This is a genomic window from Oricola indica (assembly GCF_019966595.1).
Taxonomy (GTDB): Bacteria; Pseudomonadota; Alphaproteobacteria; order Rhizobiales; family Rhizobiaceae; genus Oricola; species Oricola indica.
This window is the reverse complement of the sequence record NZ_JAINFJ010000004.1, coordinates 236,538-260,222: the sequence shown is the minus strand read 5'-3', so window position 1 is coordinate 260,222 and position 23,685 is coordinate 236,538. Positions and strand designations below refer to the sequence as shown.

The following is a 23,685-nucleotide window of genomic DNA, read 5'->3' as shown; positions in this document are numbered from 1 at the left end:
GACAGTCGTCAGCAGCCCCGCAGGAGACCTCCGATGGTTCAAAAGCCGAAGAGCCGGCGCAGCAAACCGACCCGCAAGCCCGTGACGATCGATCTCGAAGCAAGCGAAGTCAAAACCGAGTCCGAAACCGGCGGAGAAGCGCCGCCGGCGGAGCCGGTCGCTTTCGAGAACGCGACCGGAACGACCGACAGGCAGATGTCCGGGGACGGGAAACCCGCTGAAGCTTCGCCCGAGACCGTTATGCCGAAATCGAAGGCCGATGAAGCCGCACGCGAGGCGATCGAAGGCGGAGAAGGTCCGTCGCCCGATCCGGAGCCCCTGCCGTCATCGCCATCAGGTGGTGGTGGACGTTTCAGGGCGATCGGCGGCGGTGTGATCGGCGGACTGGTTGCGCTTCTGCTTGCGGGCGGATTGCAATGGGCCGGCGTCCTGCCGTCCATGCGCAGCGCCGAGCCGGTCGATCTTACGCCTCTGCAGGGCCAAATCGATGCCCTGTCGTCCGAACTGGAAGCCGTGAAAGGCGCGGCGCCTGCTGTGCCTGCCGATCTTGAAGAACGGGTCGAATCCGCGGAAACGGCCGCGACGGCCAATGGAGAGGCGCTCGCCGGATTGCAGGAACAATTTGCTTCGCTTGGCGATCGGGTCGCATCGCTCAACCAGGCCGTCTCTTCCGGCGGCGCGGGCGAGAATGCCGGGCTTGAAGCGTTGTCCGAACGCGCCGACGCAATCGAGGCAACCCTGTCGGATCTCTCCGGGAAAGTCGCCACGCTCGATGCCGCACCTTCGGATGATACCGCCGGTGAAGCCGATACGGCACTTCGCGGAGAGGTGGCGGACGCGATGCAGGCGGCCCAATCCGCCTCCGATGGCGTCGCGGATCTTCGCAGCGAAATCGAAACGCTTTCGGCCGGACTTGCCGAGGCGCGGTCGTCGTTGGCGGCATTGGGAGACCGGATTTCCGGCGTCGAGACCGATATCGAGGCGGGCGCCGGCAGCCGTGTCGCCGCGGCCATCGCCGCTTCGGCGCTGAAATCGGCCGCGGATCGCGGCGGCGGCTTCATGAATGAACTGGAGGCCTATGCGGCCGTGAGTGACGATGCGCAAAGCATCGCGGCGCTGCGCGATTATGCGGCCTCCGGCGTGCCGACACAGGCGCAGCTGACGGAGCGTTTCCCGGCGGTCGCGAATGCCATCGTCGCGGCGCAGAGCGGGGTCGGGTCCAATGCGGGCATACTCGACCGGCTATCCGCCAGCGCGCGATCCCTCGTGCAGATCCGTCCGGTTGGCGAAGTCGCGGGCGACAAGCCGGGCGAAATCGCCGCACGCATGGAGGTCGCCCTGCAGCAGGGGAATTTCGATCGGGTGGTGACCGAATGGGACAGCCTGCCGGAAGCCTCGCAGCAAGCCTCGGCGGACTTCATCGCCGACGTGAAGGCGCGGCGCGAACTCGACACGCTGATCAGCCGGGTGCTGAGCGGCGCGATGAAGGCCGGCGAAGCGCCGGCGAGCGAATAGGAGCCGCGAACCATGTTGCGTGTACTTTTCTTCATCGCCGCCGTCGCCGTTCTGGGGCTCGGTTTCGCCGTGATCGCGGATACGCCCGGCACCATCATGGTGACCGTTGCCGGACGCGAAATCACGCTGTCGCTGATGGTCGCCGCCGTGGCGGTTGCAGCCGCGATTGTCGCTGTCATGCTCGTCTGGTGGGTTTTCAAGATCGTATTGACGTCGCCGCAGCGCATGCAGCGATTCTTCCGTGCGCGCCGCCGTGACCGGGGGTATCAATCGCTCTCGACGGGGATCATCGCCGCGGGCGCGGGCGATGCCGTGACCGCGCGCAAGATGCTCAAGCAGGCGAACGGTCTTCTCAGTTCGACGACCGAGCCGCTGCTTCAGCTCCTCGACGCCCAGGCCAGTATCGCCGAAGGGCATCACGACGAGGCGCGCGGCAAGTTCGAGGCGATGCTGGAGGATCCCGAGGTTCGCATTCTCGGCCTGCGCGGCCTCTACATGGAGGCCAAGCGCCTCGGTGACCGCGCAGCGGCGAAGCATTACGCCGAGAAAGCCGCCGAACTCGCGCCGCATCTTCGATGGGCTGGGACGGCGGCCCTCGAACTCAAGACCGCCGCCGGCGACTGGGATGGCGCGATCGCGCTGCTGGAAAGCCAGAAGAAGGCCAAACAGGTCGAGACGGATGAGGCCAAGCGCAAGCGCGCCGTCCTGCTGACCGCGCTTGCCCGCGACAATATCGAGAAGGACTCCGCGAAGGCCAAGACGGCCGCGATGGAGGCGCATCGCCTCGCGCCGGAATTCGCTCCGGCCGCAGTTGCCGCCGCGCAGGCCTGCTTCCGGCTCAACGAGCTGCGCCGGGGCGTCCATATCCTCGAGGCAACGTGGCGCAAGGCGCCGCATCCCGAAATCGCACTCGCCCATGTCAATGCGCGCCCGGGCGATTCGTCGCTCGACCGCTACAAGCGGGCTCAGCGGCTGCAGAAGTTGAAACCGAACAATACCGATTCCAGCCTGATCCTGGCGCAGATGGCGCTGGAAGCCGGCGAATATGAAGACGCCCGCAAGGCCATCGCTCTCGTGCTGCGCAACGAACCGCGCGAGGGCGCCTTCATGCTGATGGCCGATATCGAGGACGCCGACACCGGCGACCAGGGCAAGGTGCGCGAATGGCTTGCGCGGGCGGTTCGCGCCCCGCGCGACCCGGCATGGACGGCAGACGGCTATGTTTCGGAGGAATGGGCCCCCGTTTCCCCGATCAGTGGCCGGCTCGACGCCTTCGAATGGAAGGTGCCGGTGGAACGCCTCGGCCCCGTTGTCGAGAACGACCTCGACCCGATGGTGCGCGGCATCCCCGTCGCGCCGCCGACGGAAGCACCCGATCAAGCGGAGGACGCCGAAATCGCCGAGACCGCGGGTGAGGGGGACTTGGTCGACGAGGCGGCGGTCGCCGAGGAACCGGGGCCCGTTATCGAGGCCGAAGCCGTCGAAGCGCCGGTGACAAAGGAAGAACCCGAAACGGAAACACCGGACGAGGAGCCCGCCGAGACGAAAGAGACCGAGCCGGTGGACCAGGAAGAGCCCGAAAAGGAAGAAGCGTCCGTATCCGAGAAGCCGGAACCGGCCGGTAACGTGGAGCCTGAATCCGACACGGAAGAGACCCGTCCGCCGATCCCGGACGATCCGGGAATCGATCCCGATGCCCAATCGGAGGAACCTTCACGGCGTTTTCGACTTTTTTGAATGTTGCACCGCACGGGGCAAACTGACACTTTCCCCGGACAAGGTGGATGGACATGTTTGAAAAGATCGCGACTTTCCTGAAGACGCTGAACCTGCAGCCGGACGATGAGGGCGGTGACGCCTTTTCCCAAGACGATCCGAGGCTTGCCGCCGCAGCGCTTATGTATCACGTGATCGGCGCCGACGGGGTTTACACGGAAGCGGAGATGGACCGGCTGGGCGAAGTGCTCAGCGAAACCTATTCGCTGGACGAAGAAACGCTTTCGAAGCTGGTCGCGGCAGCGCGTGCCGCCGACAGCGAGGCGGTCGATCTCTACCAGTTTACCAGCGTCCTGATGCGCAGCCTGTCCGCCGAGGAGCGGGTCGGGTTCATCGAGCTGTTGTGGGAAATCGTCTATTCGGACGGCGAGAACCACGAGCTGGAGGACAATCTGGTCTGGCGGGTCTCGGAACTGCTTGGCGTCGACGGGCGCGACCGCGTTCTTTTGCGTCAGGCTGTACAGGCACGCGCCACCGGGGAGGGCGACGCGCAGGCATGATCTCCGCTCCGGGCCCGAAGCCGATCCTGATCGTCCTGCACCAGGAGACGTCGTCTCCGGGACGCGTCGGCCAGCAACTTGAACGCATGGGTTTCCCGCTCGATATCCGCAGGCCGCCGCTCGGCGATCCGTTGCCGGACACGATGGAAGCGCATTCCGGCGCGGTGGTGTTCGGCGGCCCGATGAGCGCGAATGACGAGGCCGACCATGTCCGCGTCGAGACGGACTGGATGGCCGTGCCGCTTGCAGAGAACAAGCCGCTTCTCGGCATCTGTCTCGGCGCGCAGATGCTGGTCAATCATCTGGGCGGCCGCGTCGAAGGCCGACAGGACGGCCTGGTCGAGATCGGCTGGTATCCCTTGCGCCCGACCGAGGCGGGCGCGGCGCTGATGGACTGGCCGGACATGATCTACCAGTTTCACCGCGAGGGCTTTTCACTGCCGTCGGGCGCGGTCCGCCTCGCCGAGGGCGATACCTACGAGAACCAGGCGTTCCGATATGGCGAGAATGCCTGGGGCGTGCAGTTTCACGCCGAACTGACGCAGGTGATGATGCAGCGCTGGGTGACGCGCGGCGCGCATCGTTTCACGCTGCCGGGATCGCAGGTCGGGCGAGACCATTTGCAGGGGCGGCTTCTCTATGACCGACCGGTCCTCGCATGGCTGCAGTCTTTTCTCGATCTTGTCTTCGTGCAGGGGGGAGAAGGGGCCGGCGCGATACGCAAGCGCTCCGCTTAGTGCAATTCGGGTTTGGATTGAAACATCAGCATCGGAGTGCCCGTTCGCGCCAGAGGCGAGAGGCCGCGCATTGTGATTCCATTGCAATCTGAAATGCTCTAGCCCTGTCGGTGCAGGTAGCGCGCGTCGCGCAATTTCGGGAACAGGATCGCCCAGGTGCCGGCAATCGCGATGGCGCCGAAACCACCCAGAACCACTGCCGGCACGATGCCGATCCATGCGGCCATGAAGCCGGCGCGGAATTCCCCCAACTCGTTCGAAGCGCCGAGAAACACCATGTTGACCGCGTTGACGCGGCCGCGCACGTCGTCCGGCGTCCAAAGCTGCAGCAGGGTCTCGCGGATGTAGACGCTCACCATGTCGGTCGCGCCGACCAGTATCAGCGCGACAATGGACAGCCAGGCGATGGTCGACATGCCGAAGATCGCGGTAAAAAGGCCGAACAGGGCGACGAAGACGAGCAGAATGCGGCCGGCATGATTGTTGATCGGCGACGCGGCCAGATAGGCGGCCATGGCGATCGCGCCGATCCCCGGCGCGGCGCGCAGCAGGCCAAGTCCCCACGGCCCGAGATGCAGGATGTCGCGTGCATAGGCCGGCAACAACGCCACCGCGCCGCCGAGAAGAACGGCGAACAGATCGAGCGAGATCGCGCCGAGCACGACCTTTTCCTTGCGGATGAAACGCAGCCCGTCGAACAGCGACGAGAACGTGACTTTCTTCACCTCGTCGCGCGCCGGAGGCTTCGGGATCAGCGCGACAAGAATCGCCGACGCGGCGAACAGGCAGACGGCCACCGAATAGGCGACATTGGCGCCGACGCCGTAAAGCAGGCCGCCCGCCACCGGGCCGACGATGCTCGCCACCTGCCATGAAGAGGCGTTCCAGGCCACGGCGTTTGCGAAATCCACCTTCGGCACGAGATTGACGACCAGCGACTGCGAAGCCGGCCCGTAAAATGCGCGCGCCGTACCCATGCCCACCAGGGCGATGAAGACCGGCAGCGGGTTTGTCAGGCCGCGAATCGAAAAGAACAGAATCGCGCCGGCACATAAAAGCTCGAGGCCTGTCGCCGCGCCCATCACGAGCCGGCGGCCGTAACGATCGGCGACAGTGCCGGTCACGAGCACGAGAAGCAGCAGCGGCAGGAACTGGACGAGACCGATAATGCCGAGATCCATCGGATCGCGGGTCAGGTCGTAGACCTGCCAGCCAACCGATACGGCGACGATCTGCACCGCAAAGGTGGTGAGGAAACGCGCCGACCAGTAGCGCACGAATGCCGGATGCGCGAAAGCGGCGAATCTGCGGTGACTGATCGTTTCGGGGGAGTCTGCGGACATGGCCAGCCACCGTTATTGGCTTTGCCGCGCTTTGGCAAAGGAGAAAATGTACCCCTTCGGGACATTGGCCGCATCCGCTTTGCCTTGCAGCGGCGTGTGCGAACGCCTAAGTGAACCTTCGGCTAGACAAGGGAGACCGCGCGTGGGCCTGACGATCATTCAAACGCTTCTCTTCGCGATCGGCATATACAAATGGATCGTGATCGCCATGGTCATCTTTTCGTGGCTGTACGCGTTCAACGTCGTGAACAACTCCAACCGGTTCGTCGCGATGATTGGCGAGTTCCTCTACAAGGCGACGGAGCCCTTGCTGAGGCCGATCCGCAACATCATCCCGGATCTCGGCGGTATCGATATTTCGCCGATCGTGCTGTTCGTGGCGATCTTCTTCATCGAACGCATCATCATCAACGTGCTTGCCCCCGCCATCATCTGATGGCGCTTCCGGGGTTCGTTCGCCGGGGCGAGAGCCATTACGATCTCTTCCTGCGGGTGACGCCGAATGCCTCGCGCAACGCTGTCGAGGGCATCGAAATGCGCGATGACGGGCAGGCGCGCTTGCGCGTGCGCGTCGCGGCGCAACCCGAGAAAGGCAAGGCGAACAAGGCGGTGACGGCTCTGCTCGCGAAGGCGCTCGGTCAACCGAAATCGGCATTCACCGTCATCGCCGGCGAAACGGCACGCGACAAGACGATCCGTGTCGAAGCCCGGGATATGGAGCAGGCGCTGGCCGAATTCGTGCCGGCGCCCGAAAGCTGACGCCTGTTCAGGCTTTCGCCGACTTCGCGCGGTCGACGGCTTCCATGATCAGGCGCTTTGCGACCTCGGCATTCTGCCAGCCGCCGATCTTCACCCACTTGCCGGGTTCCAGATCCTTGTAGTGCTCGAAGAAGTGTTCGATCTGCTTGAGCGTGATATCCGGCATGTCGTCATAGTCCTTCACGCTGTCGTAGCGCTTGGTCAGTGCATGCGTCGGCACGGCGATGATCTTCTCGTCCTGACCGGAATTGTCCTCCATCAGCATGACGCCGATGGGGCGCACATTGATGACGCAGCCGGGAATCAGCGGCCGCGTGTTGCAGACGAGCACGTCGATCGGATCGCCGTCGTCGGACAGGGTGTGCGGCACGAAACCGTAATTTCCCGGATAGGTCATCGGCGTGTAGAGAAAGCGGTCGACGACCAGCACACCGGCATCCTTGTCCATTTCGTACTTGATCGGCTGGCCGCCGACCGGAACCTCGATGATGACATTGACATCCTCGGGCGGATTGCTGCCGATGGCGATGGCTTCGATACGCATCCGATTCTACTCCTTCGATTTCCGCGGCTGATACCGGCTTTTTGTGTGCGGTGCAACATCACCGGCGCCGGATCGCCTGCGCCACATTGCCCGTTTCCTTCGCCGATGGCATTCTGCGCCGCAATGGAGACTTTAGGCAATGCGACACCGGATTTCCGCCCTTGCCCTTGCGATCTGCCTCTGCACTTCAATGCCACAGGCGGTGCGCGCGGACGGTGAGATCGTTAGCATCTACACGGCGCTCGACTTCGACAATCGATGCGTCGAACTGCCGGTCGAGGAGGCGGAAGCGTGGCTGTCCTGCGCCGGCCATGGCGGCTACGGCATTCTCTATTCGGAAGGCGATCTGCGCCAGTCGCTGTTCTTCGGCTATGTCGGCGACTGGTACGCGTCCGGTGCCTGGGAGAGCTTCACGAGCTTCAACCACGTCAACGACACGGTCGAATGGCGGTTGCGCGACGGTATTCCCTTCGCCACGATCCTGCGATGGTTCGTCGATAATCCCAATCCCGAGACCGGCGCGCCGGATGTTCGCCATCAGGGACAGGTGCTGGTGGTTTCGAAGGTAGGCCAGCCGCGCGTCGGAGATGCCTGCATCGTCGGCTATGTCGATGCCTTGCAGAATGCCGATGCCAACGAGATGGCACGCCGCATCGCCGATACGCTCGTGGAGAGCTTTACCTGCCGCACGGACGAGCCGCAGTATCACGGCGATCCCGGCCCTTTTACGGGTTTTCCGAGCCGTTATTTCGGAATACTCGACAACCCCTGACGGGTTTCTGTCACGGCGTCCAGTCATCGATCGCGAGGACGGAACCGTTTTCTCCCGCACCGCGATGCGTCGAGACATAGATGTCGTTCTCGACAAGGAGAACGCTCCGCGGCTCAAAACCGCCGAAGGATGTGGAGATCGTCCGCAGCAGGCCGAGATCCGCGGAAAAGACAGCTATTTCGCCGGCGCGATCGATGGCGACGACATGGCCGGAATCCGCCGTCAGGGCGGCGAGGAAACCGATGTCGCTGTTTCGGCGTCGTTCCACGCCAGTTGCGGGATCGAACGCCACGATCAGTCCCGATACGCCGTACTCCCCGCCTGCGGCGAACAGGCCGTCTTCGCTCGTGGACAGCATGTAGGCGTAGCCGTCGAACGTGGTCTGATGCGTGACGATGAGCGTGTCGGCGTCCAGGCCGACAAGCTGCGACCGGTTTTCCCCGTCCAGCCGATGCAGTGTCCAGATCGTCGCGTCCGTGGCGGCGATATCGAAACCGTTCTTCGGCAACACCGGGGAGCGCGTCTTTTCACCTGTTGTACGATCGATGCGCACGACCGCAGTTTTGCTCGATGACCCGCCGATCCAGGTGAGGACGTGGATTGCGTTCGGGCTGGCGGCAATTGCCTGCGGATAGTCCTGCAGCTGCGCGAGCGTACCGCCACCATTGCCGGAGCGCCAGATGGTCTTGTCGGTCGCGACCGCGGCGAAGATCTCTCCATCTGGCGAGGCGGCCATGCCGACGGGCAAGCGGCCGACCCGGATACGCTCTGCGACCGTCCGTGTCTCGGTGTCGAGACGGGCGACCCGGCGCGCGCCGCTTTCGGCCACCCACAGGCTTTCGCCATCATGCGCAAGGCCCTCCGGCCACTTGCCGACCGCAATAACTGCCGCTGTCCGCTCTATGCGGTCGGGTGCGCCCGTTGGCGTCTTGGGCACCGCTGGAGACTGCGAGGCCGCGTCAGGTGCGTTGCCTGTCAGGAACTCGTAGACATGGTTCGCGGCCGAACCGCCGCATTGCTGCGAGGCGTCTCCCGCGCATGGCGTGTCGCATACGGCGTTCCCGTCGAAACGCCCGTAGTCGGTCCCGCAGTGACACTCGGTCCCGGCCTGCAGGCCGGCGAAGCGATACCCCTCCGCAAAGCAGTATTCGAGACACATGGTGACGGTCATGGCGGTGTCTTCCGTGAAGCCGCCATCCAGGTCGCGCGCGCCTGAAGCCGTGGCGTTATCGGCGTGGCACCCGCGGTCCGCAACCGAGACGGTATCGTCTTGCGCCTGCGCCGCAGCGCCCGGTATCGAGAATGCCAGCGTGGCCAGGAACGCGAACCGGATGGACGGGTTGAGCTTCATGGACCGGTCTCCTTTCCACCTAGTATTTGGCGAGCGCAGCGGGAGGACCTTCCAAAAGGAAGGAGGTCGTATAGACGATCGGCTTGCCATCGCCGATCTCGCAGGATGTTTCCCAGCGGATCGAGAAGGAGTTCTCCGGACCCATCAGCATGCCTTGGTTGCCGAAGAAGAACGGGTAGGCGTGATATCCGCCTTCTCCCGCAAGGGTAAACGCCTTGATAAGCAGTTCCGCGCCCAATCTTATCAGACTCGACGGGTCGAGAATGACCGAGGCGAGGTCGTCGACGCCGATCCCGAACACGTCCCATTCATCGACGGGGTGGGTCGGGTCGATCTGCTCGAAGCGGAACCATGTCACCTGTGCGTCGTCGGGATAGGCATGCGCCGCATCGTCGAAGAACTGGTCGTAGCCCTTCTCGCCGTCATCATCGAATGTTCCACAATCGGGCACATGCGTCACCAGCATGGCCTTGCCGTTCGGCGTCTCGATCTTCTCGCCCAGACTGTCCCAATCGAGTTTGAGCCATTCGTAGCCGGAGACCCATTTGTAGGACATCTCGGGACCGAATGCGACGGGTTCGGCATTGGCATAGTCGTCTCCGACATGCAGGTTGATCCAGGCCGGATGGGTCGCGAAATACCCCTTGATCGAGGAACTGACGACTCGTGCCTCTATGGAAGTGGATGACCATTTCGTCACATCGAGTTTCACGCTGATGCCGGCCGGACGCGACTCGTCGGGGAATTCAAGCGCCAGCGTACCTGGCAGCTTGCCGTTCAGTATCTCCCCGAACCGCTTGCCCGCGATCACGATTTTACTGCCCGGCTGCAGCCAGGGTTTCTTGTCGAGGCCGCAATGCGGCGTGTCGAGGCGGCCGGGGGCCGGCCAGTAGACATAGTTGTGACTTTCTGGAAGTCGCGACCACGTTTCCGTGCCGATCGGGCAGCAGCAGCCGATTTCTCCGCCGCTGCTTGTCACGGACGCGATGACCGGGGCGCTGCTGGCATGCAGCAGGACGGACAGTTTAACCTGTGCGCCGTTTGGCTTTACGAGCGCCAGTTCCGCATTGCGAGCGCCGCCGAGCATCTGGCCTGGCAGATCGTCCGGCACGCGAACCACAATCACCGTATCGTGCCAGGCTGCGGCCCAGGAGTCGTTGACCGGTTCGAGTTCGACATCGTGAGACAGGCGCGACTCTGTCAGTTCTCCCGAGCCCGACTCGTAGCGCATAAAGACCCGGCCCGCTTCATCCCCGAAGCCGGTTCCCTTTATCACGACATAACCGCCGGGTTGCAGCGCCTCGGCTTCCGGAAAAACGAGAAGGTCGGTGACCTGCGGCTTGGCGCTGACCGCGTTCATGTCGGGCTTGGCCTGACCGAGGCCGGGGGCGGCCGAGGCCAGGAAATCCTCGCTGATCGCAAGCGCCTTGTTCTTTTGCAGATTGTCGATCAGGTCTGGTCCATCCAGAATCGGAGGACGCAATCCGCCTGGCGCTTCCTTGATGCGCAGTGTCGCGCTTTGTCCGGTCAGCGCATCGAGTTGATCCATGCTGTCGTTGAGCACGGACAATCCGCTTTGCGTAACGTCCGCCAGTCGGTTCTTCCACTGCGATACATCGATCTGGGGCGCGCTCGGTTTGGTTATCGCGGCATCAGGAATGATCTCGAATTTCGGTTTCTTTTCCGCCTGCTGCGCCTCCGGCGCGATCACGGCGTCGGGAATGATCTGGAATTGTGGCTTCCTCAATGCCTCGAGCGCCTTCGGAATCAGCGTCAGATCGGGCTTTGCGGGTCCTGATTGTCCGGCTTGCGGAACGATGACCGCATCCGGAATCACGTCGAAATGCGGTTTGGAGGTCTCTTCGGGCGAGGGTTGACCGACCTGCGGTAGCGTCTTGGCGACCACGCCGCCCGGCAGAGCGCAGTTGCCGTACCATGTGTAGACGTGATCGTTGGACCCGGCGATTGCGATATCGATGATCTGCGGGGTCGTGAATCCTTGCGCATTGTCGACCGCCTGCGGCGGTGTCGCGGCGTCCAGATCGGTCGATGTTCCCGAACTGACCGTCCCGTTGTCATACCAGACGAAGACGCGATCGTTTGATCCGGCGATGCCGATTCCGACCACCGATTGAGGTGTCTTGCCAGGTGGCAGGCTGTATGGTCGTGGCGGGCGATAGCTGGCAAGGTCCGTGCTCGATCCGGCGCTCATCGATCCGTCCCGGTACCACGTGTAGACCCAATCGTTCGATCCCGCGACGGCCATCGCCACGATGTCGGCGGGCGACCGGCCCTGCGGCATGCTGTAAGGTTGCGGCGACCGGTAACGGGCAAGATCGCCAGTCGATCCGGAACTTACCATCCCGTTTCGGTACCAGACATAGACATGGTCATTTGATCCGGCGATGCCGATACCGACTATGTCGCACAGCGAATAGCCCTGCGGTGCCGAAGAGTCATACGGCGCCCTGTAGGCATCTAGATCGCGGCTCATCCCGGCGCTGACCTCGGCATTCGCCGATGGTGTGAAAAGTGCGGTGGCCAGCGACGCCACGAAAAGCGTGCGCCTCGCCTTTACGAAACTCAAAACGGCTTTGACGGACATCGATAATTCCTCCCGGACCGCCATGCCCCGTGGTTCTCGCGCGCGGTCCTCTAGCGTCGGTGACCCTTGGGTAGGGAAAGCCTAGGAAGTAAAAGATTCCCGACATTGACAGGCGTCAAAGTACTTGACGTCAGGGAAGAAATTTCGGCTTTTTGGAAAGAAGTGACTTACTTCCAGACGAAGGCAAGCTTGCGCAGCGCCTTGCCCTCGAAGGTCTCGTAACCCTGGGCGACATCCTTGCCGTCATGGCCGAGATAGAAGTTCACCGCCATGGCGTTGTCTTCCAGCGCCCAGACGACGAGGCCGTCGCATCCCAGATCCCGGAGGCTGGCGCGGGCGGCGGAAAACAGCCGGGTGCCGATGCCGATCCCTTGGTATTCGGGCAGTATGTAGAGTTCGTAGACCTCGCCATCCTGCGGCAGGGCGCGGGCACGGTTCAGCCCGAAAGTGCAGTAGCCGGCGATGGCTCCGCCGAAATCGACCACCATGACCGATGTGCCGCGACCGATCGCCCGTTTCCACCAGCCGGCATGGCGCCGCGCGATCATCGTCTGCAACGATTTGTGCGGTATGAGGCCGGCATAGGCGCCACGCCACGCGATCGCATGGACATCGGCGATCTGGGCGGCGTCACGTTCCGAGGCGGGCCGGATTTCAACGGTTAATTGGGACATGGCCGCGCAAGAATGCGTTAACGGATTCTGGGCGGCAAGTCGCAAACGGCGAATGTTACCGTCTATTCACACCCTGATCCGGTTATCCACTAACGTTGCGTTTCAGACGGCAGGAATTCGCATGGGGACGGCATTCGCGAGCGCCGTTGAGCGAGTCATTCGCCGGTCATGCGCGGCAGGATTTCGGTCTCGATCGCCTCTGGCGTGAGCGGGCCCGTGTGCTTGTAGAGGATGGTGCCGTCCGTGCCGACGACAAAGCTTTCCGGTACGCCGTAGACGCCCCATTCGATTGCAGCGCGTCCGGAATTGTCGGCGCCGGCAAACGCGTATGGATTGCCGAGCCTGCCCAGGAAACCGAGCGCGTTCTCGGTCTTGTCCTTGTAGTTCAGCCCGGCGACGGTGACGCCTGCCTGCTCGGCCAGCGCCATCAGCAGCGGATGCTCCTGCCGGCAAGGCACGCACCACGAGGCCCACACATTGACCAGCACCGGCTTTCCGCCGAACTGCGCCGGATCGAATGCGGGCGTTGGCGCGCCGTCGGGCCCGGTCAGTCCTTCGATTGCGGGCAGGGCGATTTCGGGCGCGGTCTTGCCGATCAGCATGGACGGCACTTCCGTGATGTCGCGGCCGGGCCGGAACATCAAAACAGCGAAGACCACGGCCAGCGCCGCGAAGGCGGCGAAGGGAATGAAGACGGCAAGATTGGTCTTTTTCCTTGCCTTGGTGTCGCTTGTCGTCTCGCTCATGGCTTTTTCCGAAATTGTCGTCCGCGCCTCATATAGGGTTCGGCCGTTGTCGCGTCAGCCCGGAAGCGTCACGACGATCGGTCCGTTCCTGGTGGTGACGATGGTGTGTTCATATTGCACGGTCGGCGCGCGCGGTGCGCTGAACAGCGTCCACGGGTCGTCATCGGTATCGTCCGCCCATTCCGCGCCCATGGACAGGAAGGGCTCGATCGTGAAGACCAGCCCCTCGGTCATCCGCCGGCGTTCGGACCGGTCGGGCCATGTGGCGATTTCACCCGGTTCCTCGTGCAGGGATCGGCCAACGCCATGGCTCGCGAGATTCTTCACGAGGGTATAGCGATTCTTGCGCGCGAAATCGCCGACCGCATTGCCGATATCGGCGAGCGGCCTGTCGGTCGCCACCGTCCGGATGCCCGCCCACATGGCGCGCTTTCCGTCCCGGCACAGTTTCAGAACCGCCTTCGACACGGGCGGGACCGCGAATGACGCGCCGGTATCGGCGAAGAAGCCGTCCTTTTCCGCCGAGACGTCGAAATTGACGAGGTCGCCCTTGCGGATCGTCCGGTCCCCGGGAATGCCGTGGGCGATTTCCTCGTTCACGCTGATGCAGGTGGCGCCGGGAAATCCGTAGCAGAGTTCCGGCGCGGGCTGCGCGCCTTCGTCTTCCATGACCTTGCGGCCGATCGCGTCGAGTTCGGCGGTCGTCATGCCCGGCTCGAGCGCGGTGCTCATCGCCTCGACGGCATTGGCAACGATGCGGCCGATTTCCTTCAGGCCGATGAGTTCGTCTTCTTGCGTGATCGTCATGTCGGTTCCTGTGCCGGCGGGGCGCTTGGCGGCCCGGCTGTCAGCCTTCGGAGCGGCGGCGCACGCCGGCCTCTTCCAGCCGCTTGAGTTCGGCGAGGCGGCCGCGGCGGTCCATCCAGAGCCACAGTCCGATGCCGCCGAGAACGACGGCGGTCAGGGCATAGGAGACGAAAACATATTGCTCGTGAGTCATGGACTACTCCGCCAGCACAGGCCGGGCTGTCGACCGTTGTTCGCGCGCGCTGGCGCGGCGCATCGAGGCTATACGGCGGCGCCAGATCTCCGTGCGCATCGCCACCATGTGCAGGAAGAAGAACAAGGCCGTGAAGCCGACCGCCATGATCAGCAGCGGCCACAGCAGGCTCGGGTCGATCGTCGGGCCATCCATGCGGAAGACGGCGGCGGGCTGGTGCAGCGTGTTCCACCAGTCGACCGAGAACTTGATGATCGGAATGTTGACCGTGCCGATCAGGACGAGGATCGCCACCGGACGCGCCGCCTTGACCGGATCGTCCATGGCGCGCTGCAGCGCGATGACGCCGAGATACATCAGGAACAGCACGAACATCGACGTCAGCCGCGCATCCCAGACCCACCATGTGCCCCACATCGGTTTGCCCCAGAGCGAGCCGGTGGCAAGCGCCAGGAAGGTGAAGGCAGCGCCGATCGGCGCGGCGGCCTTGATCGAGACATCGGCCAGCGGATGACGCCAGATCAGCGTTCCGAGCGCCGAAACGGCCATCACCATATAGCCCATCATCGCCAGCCATGCGGCGGGCACATGCACATACATGATGCGCACCGTAATGCCCTGCTGGTAATCCTCGGGCGCGGTGAAGGCCATGTAGAGGCCGACAATGAGCAACAACGCGCTCAACCCGCCGAGCCACGGCAGGATCTTCCCGGAATAGGAAAGATACCGCGTCGGATTGGCGAGGGCGGTGAAACTGAAGCGGGCCTGTGCGGTCGTGTCATTCATGCGCGTTACTTAATGTGAACGGGCCTGCTGTGCAATTGACCCGATCAATCCGAGCTTGCCTTCAGCGCGGCGCCGGCCGCGAAGGGCCCCAGAACCGAAAAGAACAGGGTCAGGGCGCACATCAGCAGGAAGGGCTGCGTGAAGGGCGCCGGGTTTTCCACCGCTCCGTAGGCGGCCATCACGCCGAAAATAAGGACGGGGATGACGAAGGGCAGGACCATCACCGAGACGAGCAATCCACCGCGCGGCAGGGCGACGGCCAGCGCAGCGCCGGTCGCGCCGATGAAGGTGATGGCCGGCGTGCCGGCGAGCAGCGTCGCGGAGGTCGCCAGGATCGCTGCCGGCTGCATGTTCATCAGCAGGCCGAGCGCGGGCGAGACGATCACGAGCGGCAGTCCTGTCGTCAGCCAGTGGGCGACGCATTTGGCGAAGACGGTCAGCGCCAGCGGGTGTTCGTGGCCTTGCAGGATCAGAATGTCGAGCGATCCGTCCTCGCGGTCGGCCTGAAACAGCCGGTCGAGACCGAGCAGCGAGGCAAGCAGCGCCCCGATCCACAGGATCGCCGGGCCGATGCGTCCGAGCAGGTTCAGGTCCGGCCCGACGCCGAACGGCACCACGGCGATGACCGCGAGAAAGAACAGGATGCCGATCAGCATTCCGCCGCCGGCACGCAAGCCGAGCCGGATATCGCGCAGGATGAGAGCGGTCATGCCGCCACCCCGCCGAATTTCAGTTCCTTCATGCCCTCGACCCGGATCGGCAGATGCGTGGCCGCCGCAACGATGCCGCCCGTTTCCATGTGCTCGCGCACCAGTTCGGCGAAATGCAGTTCGGATGCCGCGTCGAGGCCGGAGGTTGGTTCGTCGAGCAGCCAGACGGGCCTGTGGCTGATCAGCAGCTTGGCGATGGAGACCCGGCGACGCTGGCCGGTCGAGAGATAGGAAAACGGCAGGTCACGCGTGTGCTCCAGCCCGATTCGCTCCAGCGCCTCGTCGACACCGAGCGCCGGCCGGCCGCAGAAGGTTTGCCAGAAGGAGAGATTCTCGAAGACGGTGAGCGCCGGCTTCATCGCGTTGATCGGTCCGAGATAATGCGAGGCCGACGGCACGTCCGGCCAGTCCTCCGTAGCGCCCTCGATCTCGGCCGTTCCCGCGGAGGGACGCAACAGGCCGGCAATGGCGCGGATCAGCGTCGATTTGCCCGCGCCGTTCGGCCCGGTCACCAGCAGCCCCTCGCCGTCCTGCAACGCGAAGGTTATCGCTTCGAAGATCGGTCCGGAACCGCGATCCGCGGCAAGATCGGTGACGACGAGCTTCATGGTTTCCCCTGTTTCGCCGGGCATGTCGCATGGTTTGCGCCACACAGGCAATAACCCGCGCTTTTTTGCCCCCCGCCGCTCTGGAATCGTTCAAAAAACTGATCTATATCGATTTCGCAGTGCACCAGCGGCCGGTGTTGAAACTTATTGAGCCGACCTGATTGTCGGGCCTCTTCGTGTGGTCTGGCAGGGACGGACAGCGGAAATGGCCGCACCCGCATCTTCTCGGGTGGCGTTATCATGCGCATGCGGAAGAGTTCGTCCCTTGCAAGGCAACCCGAACTCGAAAGGTGAATTCCCGTGTCCAATATCGACAGCTTCAAATGCCGCAAGACCCTGAATGTCGGCGGCAAGGAATACGTTTATTACAGCCTCGCCGAAGCCGAGAAGAACGGCCTCGAAGGCATTTCCCGTTTGCCCTATTCGATGAAGGTTCTGCTTGAGAACCTGCTGCGCAACGAGGACGGCAATTCGGTCAAGAAGGCCGATATCCAGGCCGTCGCCAACTGGCTGAACGACAAGGGCTCTGCCGGCTACGAAATCGCCTATCGCCCGGCGCGCGTGCTGATGCAGGACTTCACCGGCGTTCCCGCCGTCGTCGATCTGGCCGCGATGCGCGACGCGATGGTGTCGCTCGGCGGCGACCCGAAGAAGATCAACCCGCTGGTGCCCGTCGATCTCGTCATCGACCACTCGGTGATCGTCGACGAATTCGGCACGCCGCTCGCCTTCGCCCACAATGTGGAGAAGGAATATGAGCGCAACGGGGAACGCTACCGCTTCCTCAAATGGGGCCAGCAGGCCTTCGAGAACTTCCGCGTCGTGCCGCCCGGCACCGGCATCTGCCACCAGGTGAACCTCGAATATCTCGGCCAGACCGTCTGGACCAAGGAAGACGGCGGCGAGACGGTCGCCTATCCGGACACCTGCGTCGGCACCGATTCGCACACCACGATGATCAACGGCCTCGGCGTTCTCGGCTGGGGTGTGGGCGGCATCGAGGCCGAGGCCGCGATGCTCGGCCAGCCGATCTCCATGCTGTTGCCGGAAGTCATCGGCTTCAAGCTGACCGGCAAGATGAAGGAAGGTGTCACCGCCACCGACCTCGTGCTGACTGTCGTGCAGATGCTGCGCCAGAAGGGCGTGGTCGGCAAGTTCGTCGAGTTCTTCGGCGACGGTCTCGATCACCTGACGCTGGCCGACGCCGCGACCATCGGCAATATGGGTCCGGAATATGGCGCGACCTGCGGCTTCTTCCCGATCGATTCGGAAACGCTGAACTACCTGAACATGACCGGCCGCAAGGCTGACCGCATCGAGCTGGTCGAGGCTTACGCGAAAGAGCAGGGCATGTTCCGCGAAACCGGTTCCGAGCATCCGGTCTTCACCGACACGCTGGAACTCGATCTCGGCGACGTCGTGCCGTCGATGGCCGGTCCGAAGCGTCCGGAAGGCCGCCAGGCGCTGGAAACCGTTGGCGCGAAATTCCGCGAAGCCTTCGAGGCCGAATACAAGAAGAACCCGGCCGAACTCGACAAGCGTTACGCCGTCGAGGGCGAGGACTACGATCTGGGCAATGGCGATGTCGCCATCGCGGCCATCACGTCCTGCACCAACACGTCGAACCCGTCGGTGCTGATCGGCGCCGGGCTTCTCGCCAAGAAGGCCAATGAGCTCGGCCTCAAGCAGAAGCCGTGGGTCAAGACCTCGCTGGCGCCCGGCTCGCAGGTCGTCGCGGAGTATCTGGAGAATTCCGGCCTGCAGAAGGAGCTCGACCAGATCGGCTTCAACCTCGTCGGCTTCGGCTGCACGACCTGCATCGGCAATTCCGGCCCGCTCAACGCGCCGATCTCCAAGACCATCAACGACAAGGGCCTGATTGCCGCCGGCGTTCTTTCCGGCAACCGCAACTTCGAGGGCCGCATTTCGCCCGACGTGCAGGCGAACTACCTCGCCTCGCCGCCGCTGGTCGTCGCCTATGCGCTGGCCGGCACGGTCAATATCGACCTCTCCAAGGAGCCGATCGGCCAGGACAAAGACGGCAACGACGTCTTCCTGAAGGACATCTGGCCCTCCAATGTCGAGATCCAGGAGTTCATCGCCAAATACGTCACGCGCGAAATCTTCGAGAAGAAATACGCCGACGTGTTCAAGGGCGACGAGAACTGGCAGGCGGTGCAGGCGCCGACCGGCCAGACCTACACCTGGGACGACGATTCGACCTATGTGCAGAACCCGCCCTACTTCGTCGGCATGGGCAAGTCCGCCGGCGAGATCTCGGACATCAAGGATGCCCGCATCCTCGGTCTCTTCGGCGACAAGATCACCACCGACCACATCTCTCCGGCCGGGTCGATCAAGGCGCAGTCCCCGGCGGGCGCCTATCTGATGGATCACGGCGTCGGCGTCGCCGACTTCAACCAGTACGGCACGCGGCGCGGCAACCATGAGGTGATGATGCGCGGCACCTTCGCCAATATCCGTATCCGCAACCACATGCTGGGCGAAAACGGGCGCGAGGGCGGCTACACGATCCATTATCCCTCCAAGGAGGAAATGCCGATCTACGACGCCGCCATGAAGTACAAGGAAGAAGGCCGTCCGCTGGTCATCTTCGCCGGCGGCGAATACGGCAACGGCTCGTCGCGCGACTGGGCGGCAAAGGGCACCAACCTGCTCGGCGTCAAGGCGGTCATCGCGCAGTCCTACGAGCGCATCCACCGCTCCAACCTCGTCGGCATGGGCGTCGTTCCCTTCGTCCTCGAGGAAGGCACGTCGTGGCAGTCGCTCGGCCTCAAGGGCGACGAGACGGTCACCATCGAGGGCCTCGAAACCGTCAAGCCGCGCCAGAAAGTGATCGCCAAGATCACCTATGCCGACGGCGAGACCAAGGACGTCCCGCTGATCTGCCGCGTCGATACGGCGGACGAGATCGGCTACCTCAACAATGGCGGCATCCTGCAGACGGTGCTGCGCGATCTGGCGGCGTAAGCCGTAAGGCGCATTGCTGGACATGACGAACCCGCCGGGCCGAGAGGTCCGGCGGGTTTGCATTACTGGGAGAATCAATATTTTAGCTTTGTATTCAGTGTCTTATACGCCGCACGTGTCTCACGTGAGGCGATGAATTAGAGTGCTACTGGCGGCATTTCGCTCGGTCTCGGCGATTAGCCGCGATGTCAAATCATAGAACGTCATCCTCGGACTTGATCCGAGGACCCATTCCGTGATGCCGCCATCGCGCATGGCATCGAAGAACGATCACCACCCCATTCCGCGATAAAGCTCGTACCAGGCGAGACGCACCGCGCCGTAGGTCGAGGTGAAGCTCTTTTTGTTGATGCGGTCCTTGTGATCGAAGACGCGTTGCGACAGGTCGGCGGTCACACTGATATCGATCGTGCCGCCCTTCTTGCTCGCGAGAATATAGACGTAGCCGCCCATGGTTCGAGCTTCACGGAATGGGTCCTCGGGTCAAGCCCGAGGATGACGGAGGGTGAGATGCCGTGCGGAGTATCATCGCAGAGATGCGCAATTCTTCTGCCACCATACTTATCCACCGCGACGCCGTCTCTTCTACCCTTGCCGAATGATGACCGCGCAAGGAAACACCTTCGACTGGACTCTTGCAATCATCCGCAACCGCGATGCCCTCCTGCGCATCGTCGTGGCGCTGTTCTTCATGGCGGGGCTGGACGAGGGCGGTGCGGATGCGGTGCCGCGCCGGGTCTGGCGGCGGATCGTGCGTCTGTTGCGCCCGGCCGAAGCCGCCGTCCGGCGGCTGATCGTCATCGCCGCGCGGGGCATCGCCGTCGATCTCCCGAAACCCCGCGCCGGACGAAAGCCGACAGCCGCCGCCCCGAAAGTCGCCAAACCGCAACCTCCCGCATTTCCCCTTGCCGATCCGCCGCGCCGCTTCGACAAGCTGCGCTGGGAGGGCCTGCGTCCCTTCCCGCAGGACGGGTTCGAGCTTGCGGACGCAGACGAGGAAGTGGATGCCCGCCCGCTTTGCCGCCGCCTCGTGGCGCTGAAACATGCGCTCGACGATCTCGACGGACAGGCCCTGCGCCTTGCCCGCCGGCAGGCGCGCTTGGCTTCAGGGCTGTACCACCGGAAAATACTCCGCGCCGGCCGACCGCCCGGTTATTGCAAGCGGGCGAATCAAGAGATCGATGACGTGCTGCGCGAGTGTCATTCGCTGGCGCTCAGCGCGCTCAAGGCGCCGAATTCCTCATGAGACCGGGGGCACGGCCAGACTGCCCCGATCCCGCTTTGGAAGCGAAGCGCGGAGACGATCACGCACGTCTTTCGAACGCGCTCAGGAAGACGAAGCTAGCGCGAAGCGTATCGAGTGGCCTTACCCGAAAAAATCGACGATCCCCGTTGCCGCAAGGCTCTCCTTCCAAAGCAGCGCCTCGCTCTCCGGGTTCCGCTCCGGCGGCAACAGCTTCGCCGGGCCGCCTTGGCCGCGGCCTTCGGGGCCGTAGAAGGCGCCGCTTTCGACGCCTTGTTCGCAGCAGCAGCGGGTGATGCCCGCCGCGCCGTCCTCGACGGAATGCGCCGCCTTCAGCGTTCGGGCGAGAATGTAGCGGTCGAACAGTCCCGTGCCGCCCGCCTTGGTGGTCTTGGCCTGCAAGCCGCTGTCGGTGGGGCCGGGATGGGCGCAGAGGCTCTTTACCCGGTTGCCGGAGCGCGCATTGGCGCGCTCGTGCAGCGCATAGGTGAACAGAAGATTGGCGAGCTTGGTCTGTCGGTAGCGCGCCCATTTCGCCAGGCCCGGAAAGCCGTCACCGCCGAGACTGCCGCCGTTCTTTTGCAGATACTTCGCGAACAGCTCCTGGCCCGGTTTGCCGCGCGCGCCGGAACTGTGATTGACGACTCGCGCCTCACCGTGCAATTCGGCGGCTTTCTCCAGAAGCGGCCAGACCTCGTGCGTCAGCAGGAAATGCGACAGATGGTTGGCCTGCATCTGCACGTCGAACCCGTCGCCGGTCGCCTGATCCGGCAGGCCCATCACGCCGGCATTGTTGCACAGCACGTCGCAGCCGCTGTCCGCGAAGCGCTCGCGCAACATCGCGCCGGCGGCACGCACGCTGTCGAAACTGGTCAGGTCACAGGGGACGAGGACGGCGTCCGCGCCGGCGTCGACGAGCTGATTCAACGCCCTGTCGGCGCGTTCGGACGGGCGGTTCAGCATGACGACGCGCGCGCCCAGTTTGCCGCAGGTCTTCGCCAAAACCAGCCCGGTGCCCGATGTGCAGCCGGTGATGAATACCGTCTTGCCGGTCATCGGCGGGAAGCCGCGGACGAGATCGTGGTAGTATCGCGTGGGAGGCGTTTCATGCGCGGGCATCGTCCGGTCCGATCAAATGTTTCCAGTGTATATATTATCTGCCGTGGACGTGGCCGTGAGTCAAGGCTATATTTACAGCGGAAACAATCAACATTTAAGGCACTGATATTGCGCGATAAAAAATACCATCATGGCAATCTGAAAGAGGCGCTGATCGAGGCGGGGCTGGAAATCCTGTCGGAGTCCGGGCTCTCCGATCTGTCGCTTCGCACATGCGCGGCGCGCGTGGGCGTCAGCCATACCGCGCCGAAAAACCATTTCGGCAACATGAACGGGCTTCTGACCGCCATTGCCGCGCGCGGTTACGAACAGCTCGCCGAGCATATGCGGCGGGGGCTTCCGGAGAACCCGACCCGGCATGAGGTGCGCAACGCCGCCTTTGAAGGCTATGTCGATTTCGCCAGGGCGCAGCCGGCCCTTTTCGAACTGATGTATTCGAGCGGCCGGACGACCCGTGATGATCCGGCGCTCAAGGCCGGGGTCGGCGCATGTTTCGAGATCCTGCGCGAGGCGTCAATGAATCTCGACTGGGACAAGGCTGGCGCGCCCGACGCCGAATTGCGCGCGCAGATCATGTCGTGGAGCCTCGTTCACGGCTTCGCGCAGCTTCTCCTCGCGGGGAAACTGGACAAGGACGCCACGAAAGCGCTTGGCGTCCTCGATGTCGTGCCCGACTTCGGCTTTCGCGCTTAGGGGAAGCCGAGATCGCATCTTGGTCGCATCGACGTTTCGTTCGATCGGGCCGCTGGAGGAATTTTCCCGGAAACTGTCTCATGGGTGAGACAGTTTCGCCGGTCGCGGCGTATCGCCGTCTTCTCCGACCATTGGCTGGTTTGACGCGGTGGCGCCCGGTGCTACTCTTTTCGGGCTATTGGTTCGGGAGGAGCCCCAGTGGCGCAGGCAAATCATATTGACATGGTCATCGAGGCAGCGCGGTCTTCATCCGCAGCGGCCGTCTCGCCGCTGGCCGCGTCATGGCGGCGATCGCTCGTCAATCACGGGCTCGATCCATCCAATCAACGCGCGCCGGACCGGGTCGATGAATCAGCGCTCAATATGCGCCGGTCCGCGGTGGACCGGCTGATGACCATCGCCGCGCCCCGGCTCGACCAGCTGTTCGGTCTCGTCGGCAATTCCGGCTGCTGCGTCCTGCTCACCGATGTCGATGGGGTCGTGCTCGACCAGCGCGCCGGTTCCGGCGATGCGGAGACCTTCGACGACTGGGGTCTTTGCGCCGGTGCGGTGTGGAGCGAGGCGGCCGAGGGCACGAACGGCATCGGCACCTGCCTCACGGAGCGCCGGCAGGTTGTGATCCACCGTTCCGATCATTTCTTCGCGCGCAACACCGCGATGAGCTGCATGGATGCGCCGATCTATGGCGCCGATGGACGGCTGATCGGTGCGCTCGACGTGTCGTCCTGCCGCGCCGACCAGACCGAGGCTTTCTCGCGGCTGATCGCGGCGCAGGTCGCCCAGACCGCGCGCCAGATCGAGCAGGACAATTTCCGGGCCGCCTTTCCCGGCGCCCGCATCATCGTGACCTCCGAGGCGAATGCGAGCGATGCGCTGCTTCTGGCGGTCGATGAGGACGACATCGTCATTGGCGCGACCCATGCGGCACGGCGCGCCTTCGGGCTCGGGTCCGAGGAGACGATCCGGCAGCAGCCCGCATCCGATCTTCTCGGCCGGACCGGCGAGGCTACCGGTTTCGAGCGGGCGGAGCGCGCGGCTTTGAAACGTGCGCTGGCGCGTGCCGGCGGCAATCACTCGCAGGCAGCCAAGGCGCTCGGCATCAGCCGGGCCACCCTCTATCGCCGCCTGAACCGCCTCGATCTCGACTGACCTGCGCGAACTGTCTCAACGGTGAGACAGTCTCCTTCTTCTCCGTCTCCGGCCGGGCTGACCG

24 protein-coding genes are annotated in these 23,685 nt (G+C 63.7%); 11 read left to right on the top strand and 13 right to left on the bottom strand.

Annotation, left to right across the window (positions count from 1 at the left end; all coding sequences use genetic code 11):
• The first annotated feature begins 33 nt into the window (after positions 1-33).
• From LC343_RS12890 to LC343_RS12875, 4 genes are read left to right on the top strand one after another with little or no spacing between them, the layout of a single operon-like run.
• A complete protein-coding gene (locus LC343_RS12890) occupies positions 34-1,515 on the top strand; it encodes a COG4223 family protein (RefSeq protein ID WP_223477546.1) in 1,482 nt (493 codons plus the stop codon).
• A gap of 12 nt (positions 1,516-1,527) precedes the next feature.
• Positions 1,528-3,252, top strand: coding sequence for a heme biosynthesis protein HemY (locus LC343_RS12885; RefSeq protein ID WP_223477545.1), 1,725 nt, complete (start codon positions 1,528-1,530; stop codon positions 3,250-3,252).
• 53 nt (positions 3,253-3,305) lie between these two features.
• Positions 3,306-3,791 (top strand): tellurite resistance TerB family protein, encoded by a 486-nt coding sequence (locus LC343_RS12880; RefSeq protein ID WP_223477711.1) that lies wholly within the window; start codon positions 3,306-3,308, stop codon positions 3,789-3,791.
• Positions 3,788-4,528, top strand: coding sequence for a glutamine amidotransferase (locus LC343_RS12875; protein ID WP_223477544.1), 741 nt, complete (start codon positions 3,788-3,790; stop codon positions 4,526-4,528). The genes LC343_RS12880 and LC343_RS12875 overlap by 4 nt, the downstream gene beginning before the upstream one ends.
• A 98-nt stretch (positions 4,529-4,626) precedes the next feature.
• Here LC343_RS12875 and LC343_RS12870 read toward each other — a convergent pair whose 3' ends face one another.
• Positions 4,627-5,871, bottom strand: a complete 1,245-nt coding sequence (locus LC343_RS12870; protein WP_223477543.1) for an MFS transporter — start codon at positions 5,869-5,871, stop codon at positions 4,627-4,629.
• A gap of 142 nt (positions 5,872-6,013) precedes the next feature.
• Here LC343_RS12870 and LC343_RS12865 point away from each other — a divergent pair, with 142 nt between their 5' ends.
• Both LC343_RS12865 and LC343_RS12860 read left to right on the top strand, forming a co-directional pair.
• The gene (locus LC343_RS12865) at positions 6,014-6,307 is read left to right on the top strand and encodes a YggT family protein (RefSeq protein ID WP_223477542.1); all 294 of its coding nucleotides are present in this window, start codon (positions 6,014-6,016) and stop codon (positions 6,305-6,307) included.
• Positions 6,307-6,630, top strand: coding sequence for a DUF167 family protein (locus tag LC343_RS12860; RefSeq protein ID WP_223477541.1), 324 nt, complete (start codon positions 6,307-6,309; stop codon positions 6,628-6,630). The genes LC343_RS12865 and LC343_RS12860 overlap by 1 nt, the downstream gene beginning before the upstream one ends.
• A 7-nt stretch (positions 6,631-6,637) precedes the next feature.
• Here the strand turns inward: LC343_RS12860 and ppa are convergent, their stop codons facing one another.
• Complete coding sequence (gene ppa, locus LC343_RS12855; protein ID WP_223477540.1) at positions 6,638-7,174, bottom strand: inorganic diphosphatase; 537 nt, start codon at positions 7,172-7,174, stop codon at positions 6,638-6,640.
• A gap of 139 nt (positions 7,175-7,313) precedes the next feature.
• Here ppa and LC343_RS12850 point away from each other — a divergent pair, with 139 nt between their 5' ends.
• Positions 7,314-7,946: a hypothetical protein gene (locus LC343_RS12850; RefSeq protein WP_223477539.1), complete on the top strand. Its 633-nt coding sequence runs from the start codon at positions 7,314-7,316 to the stop codon at positions 7,944-7,946.
• A 10-nt stretch (positions 7,947-7,956) separates the two neighbouring features.
• Here LC343_RS12850 and LC343_RS12845 read toward each other — a convergent pair whose 3' ends face one another.
• From LC343_RS12845 to ccmA, 9 genes are all read right to left on the bottom strand, one after another.
• Complete coding sequence (locus LC343_RS12845) at positions 7,957-9,297, bottom strand: WSC domain-containing protein (RefSeq protein ID WP_223477538.1); 1,341 nt, start codon at positions 9,295-9,297, stop codon at positions 7,957-7,959.
• Positions 9,298-9,316: 19 nt separating this feature from the next.
• On the bottom strand, positions 9,317-11,902 hold the full coding sequence (locus LC343_RS12840; RefSeq protein WP_223477537.1) for a hypothetical protein: 2,586 nt from the start codon (positions 11,900-11,902) through the stop codon (positions 9,317-9,319).
• Between the two features lie 167 nt (positions 11,903-12,069).
• Entirely contained in the window at positions 12,070-12,576 is a 507-nt protein-coding gene (locus LC343_RS12835; RefSeq protein ID WP_223477536.1) for a GNAT family N-acetyltransferase, read from the bottom strand.
• A gap of 155 nt (positions 12,577-12,731) precedes the next feature.
• A complete protein-coding gene (locus LC343_RS12830; RefSeq protein WP_223477535.1) occupies positions 12,732-13,322 on the bottom strand; it encodes a DsbE family thiol:disulfide interchange protein in 591 nt (196 codons plus the stop codon).
• Between the two features lie 54 nt (positions 13,323-13,376).
• The gene (gene map / locus LC343_RS12825) at positions 13,377-14,129 is read right to left on the bottom strand and encodes a type I methionyl aminopeptidase (RefSeq protein WP_223477534.1); all 753 of its coding nucleotides are present in this window, start codon (positions 14,127-14,129) and stop codon (positions 13,377-13,379) included.
• A gap of 40 nt (positions 14,130-14,169) precedes the next feature.
• Positions 14,170-14,322 carry a heme exporter protein CcmD gene (gene ccmD, locus LC343_RS12820; RefSeq protein WP_223477533.1) on the bottom strand — a complete coding sequence of 51 codons (153 nt, stop codon included), beginning with the start codon at positions 14,320-14,322 and terminating at the stop codon, positions 14,170-14,172.
• Between the two features lie 3 nt (positions 14,323-14,325).
• Positions 14,326-15,108, bottom strand: coding sequence for a heme ABC transporter permease (locus tag LC343_RS12815; protein ID WP_223477532.1), 783 nt, complete (start codon positions 15,106-15,108; stop codon positions 14,326-14,328).
• Between the two features lie 44 nt (positions 15,109-15,152).
• On the bottom strand, positions 15,153-15,818 hold the full coding sequence (ccmB, locus tag LC343_RS12810; RefSeq protein WP_223477531.1) for a heme exporter protein CcmB: 666 nt from the start codon (positions 15,816-15,818) through the stop codon (positions 15,153-15,155).
• The gene (gene ccmA / locus LC343_RS12805; RefSeq protein WP_338018587.1) at positions 15,815-16,450 is read right to left on the bottom strand and encodes a heme ABC exporter ATP-binding protein CcmA; all 636 of its coding nucleotides are present in this window, start codon (positions 16,448-16,450) and stop codon (positions 15,815-15,817) included. The genes ccmB and ccmA overlap by 4 nt, the downstream gene beginning before the upstream one ends.
• A 276-nt stretch (positions 16,451-16,726) precedes the next feature.
• Here ccmA and acnA point away from each other — a divergent pair, with 276 nt between their 5' ends.
• A complete protein-coding gene (gene acnA / locus LC343_RS12800; protein ID WP_223477530.1) occupies positions 16,727-19,417 on the top strand; it encodes an aconitate hydratase AcnA in 2,691 nt (896 codons plus the stop codon).
• 270 nt (positions 19,418-19,687) lie between these two features.
• Here acnA and LC343_RS12795 read toward each other — a convergent pair whose 3' ends face one another.
• Positions 19,688-19,870 (bottom strand): GIY-YIG nuclease family protein, encoded by a 183-nt coding sequence (locus LC343_RS12795; protein WP_223477529.1) that lies wholly within the window; start codon positions 19,868-19,870, stop codon positions 19,688-19,690.
• Positions 19,871-20,015: 145 nt separating this feature from the next.
• Between LC343_RS12795 and LC343_RS12790 the strand changes: the two genes are divergently transcribed.
• Positions 20,016-20,663, top strand: coding sequence for a hypothetical protein (locus tag LC343_RS12790; protein WP_223477528.1), 648 nt, complete (start codon positions 20,016-20,018; stop codon positions 20,661-20,663).
• 120 nt (positions 20,664-20,783) lie between these two features.
• Here LC343_RS12790 and LC343_RS12785 read toward each other — a convergent pair whose 3' ends face one another.
• Positions 20,784-21,779 carry an SDR family NAD(P)-dependent oxidoreductase gene (locus LC343_RS12785; RefSeq protein WP_223477527.1) on the bottom strand — a complete coding sequence of 332 codons (996 nt, stop codon included), beginning with the start codon at positions 21,777-21,779 and terminating at the stop codon, positions 20,784-20,786.
• A 108-nt stretch (positions 21,780-21,887) separates the two neighbouring features.
• On the opposite strand from LC343_RS12785, the gene LC343_RS12780 reads away from it, so the two are divergent.
• Together LC343_RS12780 and LC343_RS12775 are read left to right on the top strand one after the other, a co-directional pair.
• Entirely contained in the window at positions 21,888-22,472 is a 585-nt protein-coding gene (locus LC343_RS12780) for a TetR/AcrR family transcriptional regulator (protein WP_223477526.1), read from the top strand.
• A 198-nt stretch (positions 22,473-22,670) separates the two neighbouring features.
• Positions 22,671-23,621: a GAF domain-containing protein gene (locus tag LC343_RS12775; protein WP_223477525.1), complete on the top strand. Its 951-nt coding sequence runs from the start codon at positions 22,671-22,673 to the stop codon at positions 23,619-23,621.
• The last annotated feature ends 64 nt before the right edge of the window (positions 23,622-23,685 follow it).

Excerpts from the sequence above, each read along its gene's own strand:
- map (WP_223477534.1), bottom strand. The coding sequence starts at position 14,129 with ATGACGATCACGCAAGAAGACGAACTCATCGGCCTGAAGGAAATCGGC.
- ccmD (WP_223477533.1), bottom strand. The coding sequence starts at position 14,322 with ATGACTCACGAGCAATATGTTTTCGTCTCCTATGCCCTGACCGCCGTC.
- ccmB (WP_223477531.1), bottom strand. The coding sequence starts at position 15,818 with ATGACCGCTCTCATCCTGCGCGATATCCGGCTCGGCTTGCGTGCCGGC.
- LC343_RS12890 (WP_223477546.1), top strand. The coding sequence starts at position 34 with ATGGTTCAAAAGCCGAAGAGCCGGCGCAGCAAACCGACCCGCAAGCCC.
- LC343_RS12830 (WP_223477535.1), bottom strand. The coding sequence starts at position 13,322 with ATGAGCGAGACGACAAGCGACACCAAGGCAAGGAAAAAGACCAATCTT.
- LC343_RS12795 (WP_223477529.1), bottom strand. The coding sequence starts at position 19,870 with ATGGGCGGCTACGTCTATATTCTCGCGAGCAAGAAGGGCGGCACGATC.
- LC343_RS12880 (WP_223477711.1), top strand. The coding sequence starts at position 3,306 with ATGTTTGAAAAGATCGCGACTTTCCTGAAGACGCTGAACCTGCAGCCG.
- LC343_RS12840 (WP_223477537.1), bottom strand. The coding sequence starts at position 11,902 with ATGTCCGTCAAAGCCGTTTTGAGTTTCGTAAAGGCGAGGCGCACGCTT.
- LC343_RS12785 (WP_223477527.1), bottom strand. The coding sequence starts at position 21,779 with ATGCCCGCGCATGAAACGCCTCCCACGCGATACTACCACGATCTCGTC.
- ppa (WP_223477540.1), bottom strand. The coding sequence starts at position 7,174 with ATGCGTATCGAAGCCATCGCCATCGGCAGCAATCCGCCCGAGGATGTC.
- LC343_RS12835 (WP_223477536.1), bottom strand. The coding sequence starts at position 12,576 with ATGTCCCAATTAACCGTTGAAATCCGGCCCGCCTCGGAACGTGACGCC.
- LC343_RS12845 (WP_223477538.1), bottom strand. The coding sequence starts at position 9,297 with ATGAAGCTCAACCCGTCCATCCGGTTCGCGTTCCTGGCCACGCTGGCA.
- LC343_RS12870 (WP_223477543.1), bottom strand. The coding sequence starts at position 5,871 with ATGTCCGCAGACTCCCCCGAAACGATCAGTCACCGCAGATTCGCCGCT.
- LC343_RS12815 (WP_223477532.1), bottom strand. The coding sequence starts at position 15,108 with ATGAATGACACGACCGCACAGGCCCGCTTCAGTTTCACCGCCCTCGCC.
- LC343_RS12860 (WP_223477541.1), top strand. The coding sequence starts at position 6,307 with ATGGCGCTTCCGGGGTTCGTTCGCCGGGGCGAGAGCCATTACGATCTC.
- LC343_RS12885 (WP_223477545.1), top strand. The coding sequence starts at position 1,528 with ATGTTGCGTGTACTTTTCTTCATCGCCGCCGTCGCCGTTCTGGGGCTC.
- LC343_RS12850 (WP_223477539.1), top strand. The coding sequence starts at position 7,314 with ATGCGACACCGGATTTCCGCCCTTGCCCTTGCGATCTGCCTCTGCACT.
- LC343_RS12875 (WP_223477544.1), top strand. The coding sequence starts at position 3,788 with ATGATCTCCGCTCCGGGCCCGAAGCCGATCCTGATCGTCCTGCACCAG.
- ccmA (WP_338018587.1), bottom strand. The coding sequence starts at position 16,450 with ATGCCCGGCGAAACAGGGGAAACCATGAAGCTCGTCGTCACCGATCTT.
- LC343_RS12790 (WP_223477528.1), top strand. The coding sequence starts at position 20,016 with ATGATGACCGCGCAAGGAAACACCTTCGACTGGACTCTTGCAATCATC.